Below are 14960 nucleotides of genomic sequence, written 5' to 3'. Positions count from 1 at the left end.
CCCGTGGTTATAAAGTGACGTCTTGTCGCGTCCGAAAAAGCGGACAAATATTATCATGACAATAACGTTAAATTTTCACCAAATTTCAATTTGGAAATATTAATTTTCAGGAATCCTTAAAAAGGAGCTGCCGGGCACGCTCAGGCGCGCAGCAGCAAGGCCACAGCCTCCGCCGCGATGCCTTCTTCACGGCCCAGGTAGCCCAGTTTTTCATTTGTCTTGGCCTTGATGTTGACCTGGCCCACACTCACGCCCAGGTCTTCGGCCACGTTGGCGCACATGGCGGCGATGTGCGGCGCCATCTTCGGGCGCTGGGCAATGATGGTGGCGTCGATATTGCCGATGATATAACCGGTCGCTTGCACGCGGCGCACGGCTTCGCGCAGCAAGGTGCGCGAATCGGCGCCCTTGAACTGCGCGTCCGTGTCGGGAAAATGGCGGCCGATGTCGCCCAGCGCGGCGGCGCCGAAGATGGCGTCCGTGATCGCGTGCAGCAATACGTCCGCATCGGAATGGCCGAGCAAGCCCAGGTGATGGGGGATTTTCACGCCGCCGATGATCAGGTCGCGGTTTTCCACCAGCACGTGGCAGTCATAGCCCTGACCGATGCGGAAAGGCAGTACGGGAGTCGTTGTGTTCATGCGGGTCTCTCTGGAATTCAAGGGTTGGCCAAATACAGCTCGGCCGTGTATATGTCGCGCGGCAAGGTCACCTTCAGGTTGCGCGGGTGGCCTTCAACCAGCCTGGGCGCCAGGCCCAGCGCTTCGACGGCGCTGGCGTCGTCGGTAATCGCTTGCGGGTCGGGCGCTTCGGATAAGGCTTGGTGCAGCAAGGCATAGCTGAACATCTGCGGCGTCTGCGCCAGCCATAGATGATCGCGCGGCACCGTCTGCGCCGACAGGCCGTCCGGCCCCGCCCGCTTGACGGTATCGACCACGGGCAAGGCCAACAGGCCGCCGGCCGGGTGGTCGCCCACCTCGCCGATGAGCTTTTCGATCAGGGCCGGCGTCAGGCCGGGACGCGCCGCGTCGTGCACCAACACCTGGTCGTGGGCACCGATGCTGCCGTGCACGGCCTGCAAGCCATTCAGGATCGTCTCCATGCGCGTGGCGCCGCCGCAGCGCAGCACAGTGACGCCCTGCTCCGGCACGACCGTGTCGATCACGCTATCCTCCGCGCTGACGACGACATACGTGTGCGCGATCAGGGGGCTGGCGAGAAAGGCGTCGAGCGCGTGGCGCAGCATGGGTTTGCCGGCGATAGGTAAATATTGCTTGGGACTGCCCGCTTCCATGCGCGTGCCCACGCCGGCGGCAGGGATCAGCGCAAAATAACGGACGGTGTTCGGTGCTGCTGTCATGCCATTCCTTGTCTAGTTGGCGGGCGCTGCCTTGCCCGCCAGGATGCTCTGGATTTCGCCCTTGCACGCCTTGCCCAGACGCGCATATTCTTGCGGAGAATCGATGGCCGCCTGCAAGGTTTCCACCTTGCGCATTTCAGCCTTGATATACGGCAACCAGCCCGTGTCGATCTCGCGCGCCAGCGCCGCCTTGGCCGTGCCGCTGGGCGCATACAGGGGCCGCGCCTCGAAGCGTTTGGCCAGCGCCGCGCGCACGGTCTTTTCCACGCGCGGCAAATGTTCCATATAGGTCCTCATGTGCCGCAGCTCGTGCGCGAGTATCTCATCATACGCGCAAGTGCCGGGGGCAAACTCGCGGCCGATATAGATCACCACGGGCGCATACGTGAGGGACACGGTAATCTGCGGCGCCACGCATTCATAGCCGCTGGCCGGGTCTTGCAGCATGGGACCGGCCAGGGCGATGGCCACGCGCGAATCCGTCTTCGTCAATCCGAGTACCCAGGTATTGGCGCGCGCCGTGCCCTTCATGACGGTCAGGGCCTTGTACGGCAGATGCGTGTCGATGCTGTAGCCATTCTGCTGCGCCGTCAGCACGGACACCGTCTTGCTGATCGTGTCTTCGCAGCGCACCTGGAACGGCGTGCGCGCGGCCCCGTGCGCGCCCAGGCTGGCAAATGCCAACAGCAAAAAGAGAGCCGCGCGCATGTGCGGAATCAGGCCGGTTGCCAGGCGCCGCTGGTGATCTTGTCGAGCCAGAAGATGCCGATGACGGTTTTCACGTCCGTGATCGTGCCATCCTTGACCCAGTCTAGCAGCTGCGGCACGGTGGCCGTAAAGGTTTCCAGGAATTCGCCCTCGTCGAGCTGGCGTTCGCCGGCCACCAGGCCGCGCGCCAGGAACAGCTCCAGGTGTTCATCGGAATACGCGATGGCGTTATGGATGGTGGAGACGAATTGCCAGTCGCTGGCCGTGTAGCCCGTCTCTTCCAGCAACTCGCGCTGGGCGCACGCCAGGTGCGACTCTCCCGCGTCGATCTTGCCGGCCGGGAATTCAATGAAGACGCGGTCCAGCGGATAGCGGTACTGGCGTTCCATCAGCACGGTACCATCGTCGAGCAGCGGCAGGATGACGACGGCGCCCGGATGCAGGACGAATTCGCGCGCCGTGATCTTGCCGTCCGGCAGCGCAACCCGGTCGCGCTGCACGCGCAGGAAGCCGCCCTGATAGACGAGCTCGCCGTCCACCTTGGTCTCAGTTAAATTCATATCCATGCGTTCAGTATCCATACCTTGATTATGCTCAATAAAAAAAAACGGCGCCAGAGGCGCCGCTTTCGGTCGATGGGGCTAATGTCGTTTGCGCAGGTAGCGGGTGACAAAGCCTGGGAAAGCCAGCACCAGGAACAGGCATCCCGTGATGGCATAGAACTCCCACGTCTGCGGGAAACCGTTGCCGATGCGTGCTTCGAGCGCGAACGCCACGGCGCCGACGATGAAGTACAGAATCACCATCTCCAGCAGGCGCAGCGCTAGCGGCTTGCGCCAGCCCTGCTCTGCTTGCGCCGCCCTTTTCAGGGGCACGGCGGCAAACAGTTTCTCGTTCAGGAAAGGCAGGTTGGCGCCCAGGATGCCCAGGGCGATCACCAGCCAGCTCGAAGCGGTGACATCCATCGGTCAGGACGCCAGCGTCTTGGTGATGGCGGTCGCGCAGGCAGCCAGGATGCTGTTAGGCATCACACCCAGCGCCAGGACGAACACGCCGTTCAGGGCCAGCACGACGCGCATGTCGCCATGCACGACCAGCACATTGCCGTCCGTCGGCTCGTCGAACCACATCATTTTCACGACGCGCAGGTAGTAGAAGGCGCCGATCAGCGAGAACAGCACGGCAGCGATGGTCAGCCACAGCTGGCCCGTCGCCAGCACGGAAGCGAGCACCGAGTACTTGGCCATGAAGCCCATCAGCGGCGGCACGCCGGCCAGCGAGAACATGAACAGGGTCATCACCAGCGCGAAGATCGGGCTGCGTTTGCCCAGGCCCTTGAAGTCGGCCAGTTCGTCTGCTTCGAAACCATTGCGTGCCAACAACATGATCACGCCAAAGGTACCCAGGGTGGTGAACACGTAGGTGATGACGTAGTACATCGAGGCGCCGTAGGCGGTGGCTGCGCCAGCCGCGTTCAGGGTGTTGTTCGGTGCATCCACGGTACCGGACAGCAAGCCCAGCAGAACGAAGCCCATTTGCGCGATGGTCGAGTACGCCAACATGCGCTTCAGGTTGGTTTGCGCGATCGCGGTGAAGTTGCCGATCGCCAGCGACATCACGGCCAGCACCAGCAGCATTTGCTGCCAGTCATGTGCCATCGGCAGCAAGCCTTCGGCCAGCAAGCGCAGGGTGATGGCGAAGGCGGCCAGTTTCGGCGCCGCGCCCAGCAGCAGGGTCACAGCCGTCGGCGAACCTTGATACACGTCAGGCACCCACATGTGGAATGGCACGACGCCCAGTTTGAAGGCCAGGCCGGCAACGAGGAACACCAGGCCGAAGACCATGATGGTGCCGTTGGTCTTGCCGTTTTCCAGCGCCACGCGCAGTTCACCCAGATCCAGGGTGCCGGAGGCGCCGTACAGCATCGAGATACCGTACAACATGAAACCGGAGGCCAGCGCGCCCAGGATGAAGTATTTCATGGCCGCTTCCGTGGCCTTGGCATTGTCACGGCGCAAGGCGATCAGTGCGTACAGCGACAGCGACATCAGTTCCAGACCCAGGTAGATGATCAGGAAGTTGTTGGCCGAGATCATGATCATCTGGCCCAGCAGTGCAAACAAGGCCAGCACGTAGAACTCGCCGCCCAGGTTACCCGACAGCATGCTGCGGTCGGTGGCATAGGCGCGCGAGTAGATCAGGGTCAGCGCCACGGCGCCGTACGAGAACAGTTTCAGCAACTGCGACATCGGGTCCGACACGAACATGTTGTGGAACGTGTAGACGGTGGTGCCCGCATTGAAGTCGCCCACGGTCAGCAAGGCGCAGCCGGCCAAAGTCAGCAGCGACAGCGCATAGGTGATCGAACGCTTCGCCGCAGGCAAGAACATATCGATCAGCAAGAGCGCCGACGTGGCGATCAGCAGAAAGATTTCCGCGTACAGCGGTACCAGATTAGGTGCATTAGTCATGTTATCGGTCTTCTATTTAAGGCAACTTGCTGGTGGCGACATGCTGCAGCAGGTCAGCAACCGAAGTTTGCATCGTGTCGGTGAACGGGGCTGGGTACAGACCCATCACGAGCACGGCGATGGCCAGCACGGCAAGCATGAAGAATTCACGTTTGTTGATGTCGGTCAGTTCGGCCACATGCTTGTTCTTGATCTTGCCGAACACCACGCGCTTGGCCATCCACAGCGAGTACGCCGCGCCCCAGATCAGTGCCGTTGCAGCCAGCAGACCGATCCAGAAGTTGTATTTCACCGCGCCCAGGATCACCATGAACTCGCCGACGAAGCCGGACGTCGCTGGCAGACCGCAGTTGGCCATCGAGAACAGCACGAAGAAGGCGGCAAATTTCGGCATGCGGTTCACGACGCCGCCGTAGTCGGCGATGTTGCGGGTATGCATGCGGTCATACAGCACGCCGATGCACAGGAACATCGCGCCGGAGATAAAGCCGTGCGAGACCATCTGCACGATACCGCCCTGCACCGAGATGTCGTTGAACATGAAGAAGCCCAGGGTGACGAAACCCATGTGCGCGATCGACGAATAGGCGACCAGTTTTTTCATGTCTGTTTGCACCAGGGCAACCAGACCGATGTAGATCACGGCGATCAGCGACAAGGCGATCATGAAACCCGACAGGTAGTGGCTGGCGTCCGGCGTGATCGGCAGCGAGAAACGCAGGAAGCCGTAGGCGCCCAGTTTCAGCATGATGGCGGCCAGCACGGCGGAACCGCCCGTTGGCGCTTCCACGTGGACGTCCGGCAGCCACGTGTGGACGGGGAACATCGGCACCTTGACGGCAAACGCCATCAGGAAGGCCAGGAAGATGAAGATCTGCTCGTTCATCGTCAGCTTGAACGCATGCCAGGCCAGGATGTCGAAGGTGCCCGACACATTGCGCAGGTAGATGATGGCAACCAGGGTCAGCAGCGAACCGAAGAAGGTGTACAGGAAGAACTTGAACGACGCGTACACGCGGTTCGAACCGCCCCAGATACCGATGATGATGAACATCGGGATCAGGGTTGCTTCAAAGAAGAAGTAGAACAGCAAGCCGTCCAGCGCGCAGAACACGCCGATCATCAGGCCCGACAGGATCAAGAACGAGCCCATGTACTGGGCGATGCGCTTCTCGATCACTTGCCAAGCGGAAATAACGACGATGACGGTGATGAACGCCGTCAGTGGCACGAACCACAGCGACAGGCCGTCGATACCCAGCGAGTACCAGATATTGAAGGTTTCAATCCACGGTGCTTTTTCGACGAATTGCATGCCGTGCGCGGCGTTGTCGAAATGCTGGATCAGCGGCAAGGTGCACAGCATGCTGAGCACGGCGCCAGCCAGCGACAGCCAGCGGGTAAAGCCCGCTTTGCTGTCACGGCCGAGAGCCAGGATCAGGACGCCGCAAATGATCGGCACCCAGATCGACAGACTCAGGTAAGGAGGTAGTGTAGAAATCGTAGACTGCATCATGGTTCTCAGTATTCTTTTATCAGGTCAGCTTACTTAGCGGGCCAGAATGGCAGGAAATAGATCAGGAAGCCCAGCACGCCCAGGATCATCACGAATGCATAGTGATAGATGTAGCCGGTCTGCAGCACTCGCGACAGCGAGGACAGCCAGGCGACGACCTTGGCGCTACCGTTGACCAGCAGGCCATCGATCAGCTTCTTGTCACCGAAGTTCCACAGGCCATTACCCAGCAAGCGGGCACCGCCGGCGAACACGACTTCATTGAACTTGTCCATGTAGTACTTGTTGTCCAGCAGGGTGTGGATCGCGTGGAACTTGGCAAAGAACCAGGCCGGTACACGCGGGTTGACCATGTAGCAGTAGTAGGCTGCCACCACGCCGGACAATGCCAGCCAGAACGGTGCCGTCGACAGGCCGTGGATCGCCATCGCCATTGCGCCGTGGAATTCATGCGACAACTCTTCCATTGCTGGATGGTTTTCGCCGACGAAGATCACGCCTTTGAAGAAATCGCCATGCAGCATCGGGCCGATCGTCAGGTAGCCGATGATCAGCGAAGGAATCGCCAGCATCACCAGCGGGAACCATACGACGAATGGGGACTCGTGCGGCTTCTGGCCAGGTTCCAGACCGTGGTGCGCGTGGTCGTCTTCCTCTTCTTCATGACCATGGTCGTCATGCGCATCGCCGTGCGCGCCATGGGCCGCTTTCGGTGCGTGATGGTCGTCATGGCCATGCGCATGCGCTTGGCCGAAACGTTCCTTGCCATGGAAGACGAGGAAATACATGCGGAACGAGTAGAAGGCGGTGACGAACACGCCAGCCAGCACGGCGAACTGGGCAAAGCCAGCACCCCAGATGTGCGTCGCTTCGACGGCTTCGATGATGCTGTCTTTCGAGTAGAAACCGGAGAACAGCGGCGTGCCGATCAGGGCCAGCGAACCGATCAGGGAAGTGATCCAGGTGATCGGCATGTACTTGCGCAGGCCGCCCATGTTGCGGATATCCTGGTCGTGGTGCATGCCGATGATGACGGAACCGGCGCCCAGGAACAGCAGTGCCTTGAAGAATGCGTGCGTCATCAGGTGGAACACGGCCACGGAGTACGCGGACGAACCCAGCGCCACGGTCATGTAACCGAGCTGCGACAGCGTCGAGTAAGCGACGACGCGCTTGATGTCGTTCTGGATGATGCCCAGGAAGCCCATGAACAGCGCCGTGATGGAGCCGATCACCAGGATGAAGGACAGTGCCGTGTCGGACAGTTCGAACAGCGGCGACATGCGCGAGACCATGAAGATACCGGCCGTCACCATCGTCGCGGCGTGGATCAGTGCCGAGATCGGGGTAGGACCTTCCATCGAGTCAGGCAGCCACACGTGCAGCGGGAACTGCGCCGACTTGCCCATCGCGCCGATGAACAGGCAGATGCAGGCAACGGTCAGCAGGGCCCAGTCGGTGCCTGGCATCGTCAGCAGCGCCAGTTCGTCTTTCTTGGCGAACACTTCCTGGTAGTTCATGGTGCCGGCGTAGGCCAGCAGCAGGCCGATGCCGAGGATGAAGCCGAAGTCGCCCACGCGATTGACGAGGAAAGCCTTCATGTTGGCCACGATGGCCGTCGGACGCTGGTACCAGAAACCGATCAGCAGGTAAGAGACCAGGCCCACGGCTTCCCAACCGAAGAACAGTTGCAGGAAGTTGTTGGCCATGACCAGCATCAGCATCGAGAACGTGAACAGCGAGATGTAGGCGAAGAAGCGGTTGTAGCCTTCGTCATCCTTCATGTAGCCGATCGTGTAGATGTGCACCATCAGGGAGACGAAGGTGACCACGCACATCATCATCGCCGACAGCGAATCGATCTGGAAGCCCACTTCCATCTTCAGGGTGCCGATCGTCATCCAGTTATAGATCGTGCCATTGAATGTCGCGCCATCCATCACTGCCAGCAGTGTCTGCACGGACAGGATGAACGCAATCAGTACGCCCAGGATCGTCGCGGTATGCGACGTCTTGCGTCCGACCAAATTACCCAGGAACTGGGTGCCAAGCAAACCTGCAATCGCGGCACCGGCCAGCGGCGCCAGCGGTACGGCAAGAAGGAGGTTAGGGTTGAGGAGTTGCCCCGCCATGATGAACCTTAATCGTTATTATTCGAGAGATCGAGTCTGAAAAACATCAGCCTTTGAGGCTGTCCAGGTCTTCGACGTTGATGGTATCCAGATTACGGAACATCACCACCAGAATAGCCAGACCGATAGCCGACTCAGCGGCGGCAACCGTCAGGATGAAGAAAACGAAGATCTGACCGGCCGCGTCGCCCATGAAATGGGAGAACGCGATGAAATTCATATTCACCGCCAGCAGCATCAATTCGATTGCCATCAGCAATACGATGATGTTCTTGCGGTTCAGGAAAATACCGACGATCGAGATTGCGAACAGGATCGCGCCCAGGACCAGAAAATGTGTGAGCGATAATGTCATGGTGCCTCCTTAACTTCCGGCTCAGCCGCAGGACGCTCGACGACCGCGTCCATCTTGATGATCTTCAGGCGGTCGTTGCGCTTGACGCGCACGGCATCGCCCGGAGCAAAGTGCTTGGTGTCCTTGCGTTTGCGCAGGGTCAGTGCGACCGCGGCAACGATGGCCACCAGCAGCACGACGGCAGCGATCTCGAAGGCGAACACATATTTCGTGTAGATCAGCAGGCCCAGTTCCTTGGTGCCGCCCAGGTTGACGTTGACCGGAGCGATGCTAGGCGCAAAGTTGCGGAAACCGTGCCACAGGACAGCGGCCATTTCCAGCACGATGATCACGCCCACCGTCACGGACAATGGCAGATAGCCCCAGAAACCTTCGCGCATGCGGTCGATATTGATATCGAGCATCATGACCACGAAGAGGAACAGCACCATCACGGCGCCGACATACACCAATACCAGCACGATGGCCAGGAATTCAGCTTGCAGCAGCATCCAGATGCCCGCTGCGGAAAAGAAGGACAGTACCAGGAACAGTACTGCGTGGACCGGATTACGGGCCGTGATGACGCGCGTCGCTGCCAGAATCAAGATCAGCGCGAAGGCGTAAAACAAAATTGTTTTAAAGTCCATAAAAAACCCAATAGACGTACAGATGAACGAGGGGCGCGCCGCAGCTTCTCAGCTGCGGCGCATCCATCAGCGATAAGGTGCGTCGGCGGCGCGCGCAGCGGCGATGTCATTTTCATAACGATCACCCACGGCCAGCAACATCTCTTTCGTGTAATACAAATCCCCGCGTTTCTCGCCGTGGTATTCCAGGATTTGCGTCTCGACGATCGAATCAACCGGGCAGGACTCTTCGCAGAAACCGCAGAAGATGCACTTGGTCAAATCAATATCGTAACGCGTGGTGCGGCGCGAGCCGTCGTCACGCTGTTCCGATTCGATCGTGATGGCCATCGCCGGGCAAACCGCTTCGCACAGTTTGCAGGCGATGCAACGTTCCTCGCCGTTCGGGTAGCGGCGCAGCGCGTGCAAGCCACGGAAACGCGGCGAGATCGGTGTCTTCTCTTCCGGGAATTGCACCGTGATCTTGCGCGAAAACATGTACTTGCCTGTCAACGCCATGCCCTTGATCAGCTCGCCTAACAAGAGGCTGCTGAAGAAATCTTTTACCTTATCCATTCGTATGCACTCTCTTACTTCCAAATATTCCAGGATGTCTGCATCCAGGCAGCGACGAAGACCAGGTAGACCAGCGTCAACGGGATAAACACTTTCCAGCCGAGGCGCATGATCTGGTCATAACGGTAGCGTGGGAAAGTACCGCGCACCCAGATGAACACCGACACGATGAAGAAGGTCTTGGCGAACAGCCAGAAGAAGCCGCCGAAACCACCCCAGAACTCAAGGAAAGCAAATGGTGCGGACCAGCCACCGAGGAACATGATCGAAGCCAGCGCGCCGATCAGGATCATGTTGGCGTATTCGGCCAGCATGAACATGGCGTAGGCCATGCCCGAATATTCAACCATGTGGCCGGCGACGATTTCCGACTCGCCTTCGACGACGTCGAACGGGTGACGGTTGGCTTCAGCCAGGCCCGACACCAGGTAGATGACGAACATCGGCAGCAGCGGCAACCAGTTCCACGACAGGAAGTTCACGCCCTTGTCGGCGAAGAAGCCGATTTGCTGGCCGCTGACGATGTCGATGAAGTTCAGGCTGCCCGACACCATCAGCACGATGACCATCACGAAGCCCATCGGGATTTCATACGAAATCATCTGTGCCGAAGCGCGCATGGCGCCCATGAACGAGTACTTCGAGTTCGAGGCCCAGCCGGCGATGATGATGCCGTAGACTTCCATCGAGGTAATCGCCAGCAGCATCAGCAAGCCTGCGTTGACGTTGGCCAGCACGGCTTGCGGACCGAACGGCACGACCGACCAGGCGGCCAGGGCCGGCATGATGGTCATGATCGGGCCGATCACGAACAGGCCCTTGGCGGCCTTGGACGGGATGATGATCTCTTTGAACAAGAGTTTCAGCGCATCGGCGATCGGCTGCAGCAAGCCCAATGGACCCACGCGGTTCGGGCCGACGCGGATCTGGATCCAGCCGATCAGCTTGCGTTCCCACAAGGTCAGGTAGGCAACCAGGCCCATCAGCGGCAGCAGCACGCACAGGATCTTGATCAGGGTCCAGAAGAACGGCCACGAGCCGCCCAGCAAATCCTGGCCGCTGCTGTTGATGACGTTTACAAATTCAGGCAGAGCCATCAGATTTTCCCCTCTGCTGTTTCAACTGTGATGTCACCGAACATGCCGCCCAGGCTAGCCGTCGAGGCATGCGCCGCCGACACTTTCACCACATTGGCTGGCAGGCCGGCATGGAGTGCCGCCACCAGGATGGCGCTGCCGGAGCCTTGCGCCACTTTGACCTTGTCGCCCGCCTTGATGCCCAGCTTGTCAGCCAGCGCCAGGGACAGGTGCGCTTGCGGTGCGGCGCCATCGACCGTGCGCAGCAGCGGTTCGGAGCGGCGCACGAGCGCGTCGGCGAAGTAGATCGGCACGTCGGCGATGCGTTGCAGCGCAGGCGAAGCCGGTGCGTAGCTTGCCGCTTCCGGCGCGTTCTTGGCGATGTTGTTCAGCTGTGCCGACAGATCGGTCACGCCGGCGCCAAACGCTTCATCGCGGATCGCTTCGGAAGTGTCGTAGTCGAAACCGGCCAGGCCCAGGATGTTGCCCAGGACGCGCAGCACTTTCCAGGCTGGACGGGTTTCCGCCAGCGGTTTCACGGTGCCGTTGAAGCTTTGCGCGCGGCCTTCGCAGTTGACGAAGGTGCCCGAGGTTTCAGCGAACGGAGCGATCGGCAGCAAGACATCGGCGTAATCCATGCCGTGCTTGAAGGCCGACATCGCCACGACCATGTCGGCGCCATCCAGGGCGGCGCGGGCCGCTTGCGGGTTGGCGGCGTCGAGTTCCGGCTCGGCGTGCAGCAGCACGTAGGCTTTTTTCGGCGCGGCAAAGGCAGCTTGCACATTGGCGCGCGGCTTGGCGACCAGGTGCGCGCCAACCGTGTTGGCCGCTTCCGTCAGGTAGCCGAGCTTGGCGCCCGTCTGTTCGGCGATCCATTGCGCAGCAGCATGCAATTGCGACGCTTGCGGGTGTTGCGTTGCCGCGTTACCCAGCAGTACGGCGCCGTGGTCGCCAGCCATCAGGCTGGCGGCGATGGCCACCGCCACATCCGAAGCGGTCACCGCTTCGAAACCGGCTGGCGCGGCGATTTCTTTGGCTTTGGCAACGGCGACGACTACTTCCGACAAGGCCGCCAGCCAATCGCTAGGCGCGACGATCATCTTGTTGGCGATGGTGATCAATTGATCATCGTCGGAGGCGTGTAGGATCGACAGCTTGGCGCCGCCCTTGACGGACGCGCGCAAACGCGTGGCCAGCAATGGGTGGTCCTTGCGCAGGAACGAGCCGATGACGAAGGCGCGCTTGATCTGGCCAAATTCGTTGATCGGCATGCCCAGCCATGGCTTGACGCCGGCGTCCAGCGCGAAGTCGGTCTGGCGCAGGCGGAAGTCGACGTGCTCGGAACCGAGACCGTTGACCACTTTTTGCAGCAGTACCAGCTCTTCGACGGTCGAATGCGGCGTTGCCAGCGCGGCGATGGCGTCAGCGCCATGCTCGTGCTTGATGTTTTTCAGGCCGTGCGCCACGTATTCCAGCGCCGTTTGCCAATCGACTTCTTTCCACTCGTTGCCTTGTTTCAGCATCGGGGACGTCAGGCGTTCGGCGCTGTCCAGCGCTTCGTACGAGAAACGATCCTTGTCCGAGATCCAGCACTCGTTGACGGCTTCGTTTTCCAGAGGCAATACGCGCTTGACCTTGCCAGCTTTCACTTGCACGATCAGGTTCGCGCCCAGGCCGTCATGCGGGCTGACCGATTTGCGGCGCGACAGTTCCCACGTACGGGCGCTGTAGCGGAACGGCTTCGAGGTCAGTGCGCCGACCGGGCACAGGTCGATCATGTTGCCCGACAGTTCGGAGTCGACCGTCTGGCCGACGAAGGACACGATTTCCGAGTGTTCGCCGCGGCCGATCATGCCCAGCTCCATCACGCCAGCCACTTCCTGGCCAAAGCGTACGCAGCGGGTGCACTGGATGCAGCGCGACATCTCTTGCATGGACACCAGCGGACCGGCTTCCTTCGGCTGCACGACGCGCTTGTCTTCCTTGTAGCGCGATTCGCTCTTGCCGTAACCCACGGCCAAGTCTTGCAACTGGCATTCGCCGCCCTGATCGCAGATCGGGCAATCGAGCGGGTGGTTAATCAGCAAGAATTCCATGACCGACTTTTGCGCCTGCACAGCTTTATCGCTGGCGGAGCGCACGATCATGCCGGCACTGACCGGGGTCGCACAAGCGGGCAAAGGCTTGGGCGCCTTTTCCACTTCGACCAGGCACATGCGGCAGTTCGCTGCGATCGACAATTTCTTGTGATAGCAGAAGTGCGGAATGTAGGTTCCCAATTTGTTGGCGGCGTCCATCACCATGCTACCAGCAGGGACTTCGACTTTTTTGCCGTCTATTTCGATTTCAACCATGGTGATCGTTACCTGACGCAGCTTAGATATATGCGGGCACTAAGCAATGCTTGTGCTCGATATGATATTCAAATTCTTCACGGAAATTCTTAATGAAGGCCCGTACCGGCATGGCAGCCGCATCGCCCAGCGCGCAAATGGTGCGGCCCTGGATGTTGTCGGCGATCGAGTTGAGCATGTCCAGGTCGTCTGGACGACCCTGCCCCTGCTCGATGCGGTGCACCATGCGGTACATCCAGCCTGTGCCTTCACGGCAAGGCGTACACTGGCCGCACGATTCTTCAAAGTAGAAGTAGGACAGGCGTTCCAGCGCCTTTACCATGCAGCGTGTTTCGTCCATCACGATGACGGCGCCCGAACCCAACATCGAACCGGCTTTCGCGATCGAGTCGTAGTCCAGGTCGGTCTGCATCATGATGTCGCCGCGGATCACCGGAGCGGACGAGCCGCCAGGGATCACGGCCTTGATCTTTTTACCACCGCGCATGCCGCCTGCCAGTTCCAGCAGGGTCGCAAACGGGGTGCCGAGCGGCACTTCGTAGTTGCCCGGTTTTTCCACGTCGCCCGAGATCGAGAAGATCTTCGAACCGCCGTTGTTCGGCTTGCCCATCGCCAGGTATTTCTCTGGACCGATGTTCAGCACGAATGGCACGGCCGCGAAGGTTTCCGTGTTGTTGATCGTCGTCGGCTTGCCGTACAGGCCAAACGAGGCAGGGAAAGGCGGCTTGAAGCGCGGCTGGCCTTTCTTGCCTTCCAGCGACTCCAGCAGGGCCGTTTCTTCGCCGCAGATGTAGGCGCCATAACCATGGTGCGCATGCAACTGGAACGAGAACTCGCTGCCCATGATCTTGTCGCCCAGGAAACCGGCGGCGCGCGCCTCTTCCAGCGCTTCTTCGAAACGCAGGTATTCCTGGAAGATTTCACCGTGGATATAGTTATAGCCGACGGTGATGCCCATCGCGTAAGCGCCAATGGCCATGCCTTCGATCAGGGCATGGGGATTGTAACGAATGATGTCGCGGTCCTTGAAAGTGCCCGGTTCGCCTTCATCTGTATTGCAGACGAGGTATTTTTGACCCGGGAACTGGCGCGGCATGAAGCTCCACTTCAAGCCGGTAGGGAAACCCGCGCCGCCACGGCCGCGCAAGGACGAAGCCTTGAGGTCGGCGATGATCTGTTCCGGCGTGATTTTCTCTTCCAGGATACGCCGCAGGGCACTGTAGCCGCCGCGGTTCACATAATCTTGCAAATGCCAGTTCTTGCCATCCAGATCCTTCAGGATCAATGGATCGATATGGCGGTTGTGGAGTGACGTCATTTCTTGAGTTCCTCCAGCATGGCGTCGATCTTCTCGTTCGACATCCAGCTGCACATGGTTTTATTACTGACCAGCAAGACAGGCGCATCGCCGCACGCACCCATGCACTCGCCTTCAACCAGGGTGAACTGGCCGTCAGGGGTGGTTTCGCGGAAATCGATACCCAGCTTCTGCTTCAGGTAGTCTGCAGCGCGCACGCCGCCCGACAGGGCGCATGGCAGGTTGGTGCACACGGTGATCTTGTGCTTGCCCACGGGTTTCACGTTGTACATATTGTAGAACGTGGCCACTTCCTGCACGGCAATCGCCGGCATGCCGATGTAATCGGCCAGTTCCTTCATGGTTTCCGGTGCCAACCAGCCCAGTTCATCCTGGGCATGGGCCAGCGCGGCCATGACGGCGGATTGACGCTGGTCGGCCGGGTACTTGGCCAACTCACGGTCAATTTTCTTATAGCATTGCTCTGATAACAACATACTTTTTGCC

General features: G+C 59.9%; 15 protein-coding genes. All 15 read right to left on the bottom strand.

Annotated features, from left to right (window positions below; genetic code table 11):
• Positions 1–140: 140 nt before the first annotated feature.
• Entirely contained in the window at positions 141–641 is a 501-nt protein-coding gene (gene ispF / locus IGS58_RS07260) for a 2-C-methyl-D-erythritol 2,4-cyclodiphosphate synthase (protein ID WP_230520963.1), read from the bottom strand.
• Positions 642–658: 17 nt separating this feature from the next.
• The gene (ispD, locus tag IGS58_RS07255; RefSeq protein WP_230520962.1) at positions 659–1360 is read right to left on the bottom strand and encodes a 2-C-methyl-D-erythritol 4-phosphate cytidylyltransferase; all 702 of its coding nucleotides are present in this window, start codon (positions 1358–1360) and stop codon (positions 659–661) included.
• A gap of 12 nt (positions 1361–1372) precedes the next feature.
• Positions 1373–2068, bottom strand: a complete 696-nt coding sequence (locus tag IGS58_RS07250; protein WP_230520961.1) for a hypothetical protein — start codon at positions 2066–2068, stop codon at positions 1373–1375.
• A gap of 8 nt (positions 2069–2076) precedes the next feature.
• Positions 2077–2634 (bottom strand): NUDIX domain-containing protein, encoded by a 558-nt coding sequence (locus tag IGS58_RS07245; protein ID WP_070255807.1) that lies wholly within the window; start codon positions 2632–2634, stop codon positions 2077–2079.
• Between the two features lie 75 nt (positions 2635–2709).
• Positions 2710–3033 (bottom strand): DUF2818 family protein, encoded by a 324-nt coding sequence (locus tag IGS58_RS07240; RefSeq protein WP_070255601.1) that lies wholly within the window; start codon positions 3031–3033, stop codon positions 2710–2712.
• Positions 3034–3036: 3 nt separating this feature from the next.
• Entirely contained in the window at positions 3037–4539 is a 1503-nt protein-coding gene (gene nuoN, locus IGS58_RS07235) for an NADH-quinone oxidoreductase subunit NuoN (protein WP_034779502.1), read from the bottom strand.
• 16 nt (positions 4540–4555) lie between these two features.
• Positions 4556–6055 carry an NADH-quinone oxidoreductase subunit M gene (locus IGS58_RS07230; RefSeq protein WP_034749975.1) on the bottom strand — a complete coding sequence of 500 codons (1500 nt, stop codon included), beginning with the start codon at positions 6053–6055 and terminating at the stop codon, positions 4556–4558.
• 29 nt (positions 6056–6084) lie between these two features.
• Positions 6085–8187: an NADH-quinone oxidoreductase subunit L gene (gene nuoL, locus IGS58_RS07225; RefSeq protein WP_230520960.1), complete on the bottom strand. Its 2103-nt coding sequence runs from the start codon at positions 8185–8187 to the stop codon at positions 6085–6087.
• 46 nt (positions 8188–8233) lie between these two features.
• The gene (gene nuoK / locus IGS58_RS07220) at positions 8234–8542 is read right to left on the bottom strand and encodes an NADH-quinone oxidoreductase subunit NuoK (RefSeq protein WP_010399724.1); all 309 of its coding nucleotides are present in this window, start codon (positions 8540–8542) and stop codon (positions 8234–8236) included.
• Complete coding sequence (locus IGS58_RS07215) at positions 8539–9171, bottom strand: NADH-quinone oxidoreductase subunit J (protein WP_034779507.1); 633 nt, start codon at positions 9169–9171, stop codon at positions 8539–8541. The genes nuoK and IGS58_RS07215 overlap by 4 nt, the downstream gene beginning before the upstream one ends.
• A 66-nt stretch (positions 9172–9237) precedes the next feature.
• On the bottom strand, positions 9238–9726 hold the full coding sequence (nuoI, locus tag IGS58_RS07210; RefSeq protein ID WP_010399726.1) for an NADH-quinone oxidoreductase subunit NuoI: 489 nt from the start codon (positions 9724–9726) through the stop codon (positions 9238–9240).
• 14 nt (positions 9727–9740) lie between these two features.
• Positions 9741–10823 carry an NADH-quinone oxidoreductase subunit NuoH gene (nuoH, locus tag IGS58_RS07205; RefSeq protein WP_070255609.1) on the bottom strand — a complete coding sequence of 361 codons (1083 nt, stop codon included), beginning with the start codon at positions 10821–10823 and terminating at the stop codon, positions 9741–9743.
• A complete protein-coding gene (nuoG, locus tag IGS58_RS07200; protein WP_230520959.1) occupies positions 10823–13156 on the bottom strand; it encodes an NADH-quinone oxidoreductase subunit NuoG in 2334 nt (777 codons plus the stop codon). The genes nuoH and nuoG overlap by 1 nt, the downstream gene beginning before the upstream one ends.
• A 22-nt stretch (positions 13157–13178) precedes the next feature.
• Positions 13179–14474 (bottom strand): NADH-quinone oxidoreductase subunit NuoF, encoded by a 1296-nt coding sequence (gene nuoF / locus IGS58_RS07195; RefSeq protein ID WP_010399729.1) that lies wholly within the window; start codon positions 14472–14474, stop codon positions 13179–13181.
• Positions 14471–14950, bottom strand: coding sequence for an NADH-quinone oxidoreductase subunit NuoE (gene nuoE, locus IGS58_RS07190; RefSeq protein WP_034779513.1), 480 nt, complete (start codon positions 14948–14950; stop codon positions 14471–14473). Before nuoE ends, nuoF begins: the two co-directional genes overlap by 4 nt.
• Positions 14951–14960 lie beyond the last annotated feature (10 nt).

Origin of the sequence: Janthinobacterium sp. EB271-G4-7A, from assembly GCF_020858075.1 — a bacterium.
Lineage (GTDB): Bacteria > Pseudomonadota > Gammaproteobacteria > Burkholderiales > Burkholderiaceae_D > Janthinobacterium > Janthinobacterium lividum.
The sequence above is the reverse complement of the archived record's forward strand: the minus strand, read 5'-3'. Positions and strand labels throughout refer to the sequence as shown.

Bases quoted from the DNA above. Each gene is read 5' to 3' on its own strand.
- nuoE (WP_034779513.1), bottom strand. From the start codon at position 14,950: ATGTTGTTATCAGAGCAATGCTATAAGAAAATTGACCGTGAGTTGGCC.
- nuoG (WP_230520959.1), bottom strand. From the start codon at position 13,156: ATGGTTGAAATCGAAATAGACGGCAAAAAAGTCGAAGTCCCTGCTGGT.
- nuoH (WP_070255609.1), bottom strand. From the start codon at position 10,823: ATGGCTCTGCCTGAATTTGTAAACGTCATCAACAGCAGCGGCCAGGAT.
- IGS58_RS07215 (WP_034779507.1), bottom strand. From the start codon at position 9,171: ATGGACTTTAAAACAATTTTGTTTTACGCCTTCGCGCTGATCTTGATT.
- IGS58_RS07250 (WP_230520961.1), bottom strand. From the start codon at position 2,068: ATGCGCGCGGCTCTCTTTTTGCTGTTGGCATTTGCCAGCCTGGGCGCG.
- ispD (WP_230520962.1), bottom strand. From the start codon at position 1,360: ATGACAGCAGCACCGAACACCGTCCGTTATTTTGCGCTGATCCCTGCC.
- nuoI (WP_010399726.1), bottom strand. From the start codon at position 9,726: ATGGATAAGGTAAAAGATTTCTTCAGCAGCCTCTTGTTAGGCGAGCTG.
- nuoL (WP_230520960.1), bottom strand. From the start codon at position 8,187: ATGGCGGGGCAACTCCTCAACCCTAACCTCCTTCTTGCCGTACCGCTG.
- IGS58_RS07230 (WP_034749975.1), bottom strand. From the start codon at position 6,055: ATGATGCAGTCTACGATTTCTACACTACCTCCTTACCTGAGTCTGTCG.
- nuoF (WP_010399729.1), bottom strand. From the start codon at position 14,474: ATGACGTCACTCCACAACCGCCATATCGATCCATTGATCCTGAAGGAT.
- ispF (WP_230520963.1), bottom strand. From the start codon at position 641: ATGAACACAACGACTCCCGTACTGCCTTTCCGCATCGGTCAGGGCTAT.
- IGS58_RS07240 (WP_070255601.1), bottom strand. From the start codon at position 3,033: ATGGATGTCACCGCTTCGAGCTGGCTGGTGATCGCCCTGGGCATCCTG.
- nuoN (WP_034779502.1), bottom strand. From the start codon at position 4,539: ATGACTAATGCACCTAATCTGGTACCGCTGTACGCGGAAATCTTTCTG.
- nuoK (WP_010399724.1), bottom strand. From the start codon at position 8,542: ATGACATTATCGCTCACACATTTTCTGGTCCTGGGCGCGATCCTGTTC.
- IGS58_RS07245 (WP_070255807.1), bottom strand. From the start codon at position 2,634: ATGGATATGAATTTAACTGAGACCAAGGTGGACGGCGAGCTCGTCTAT.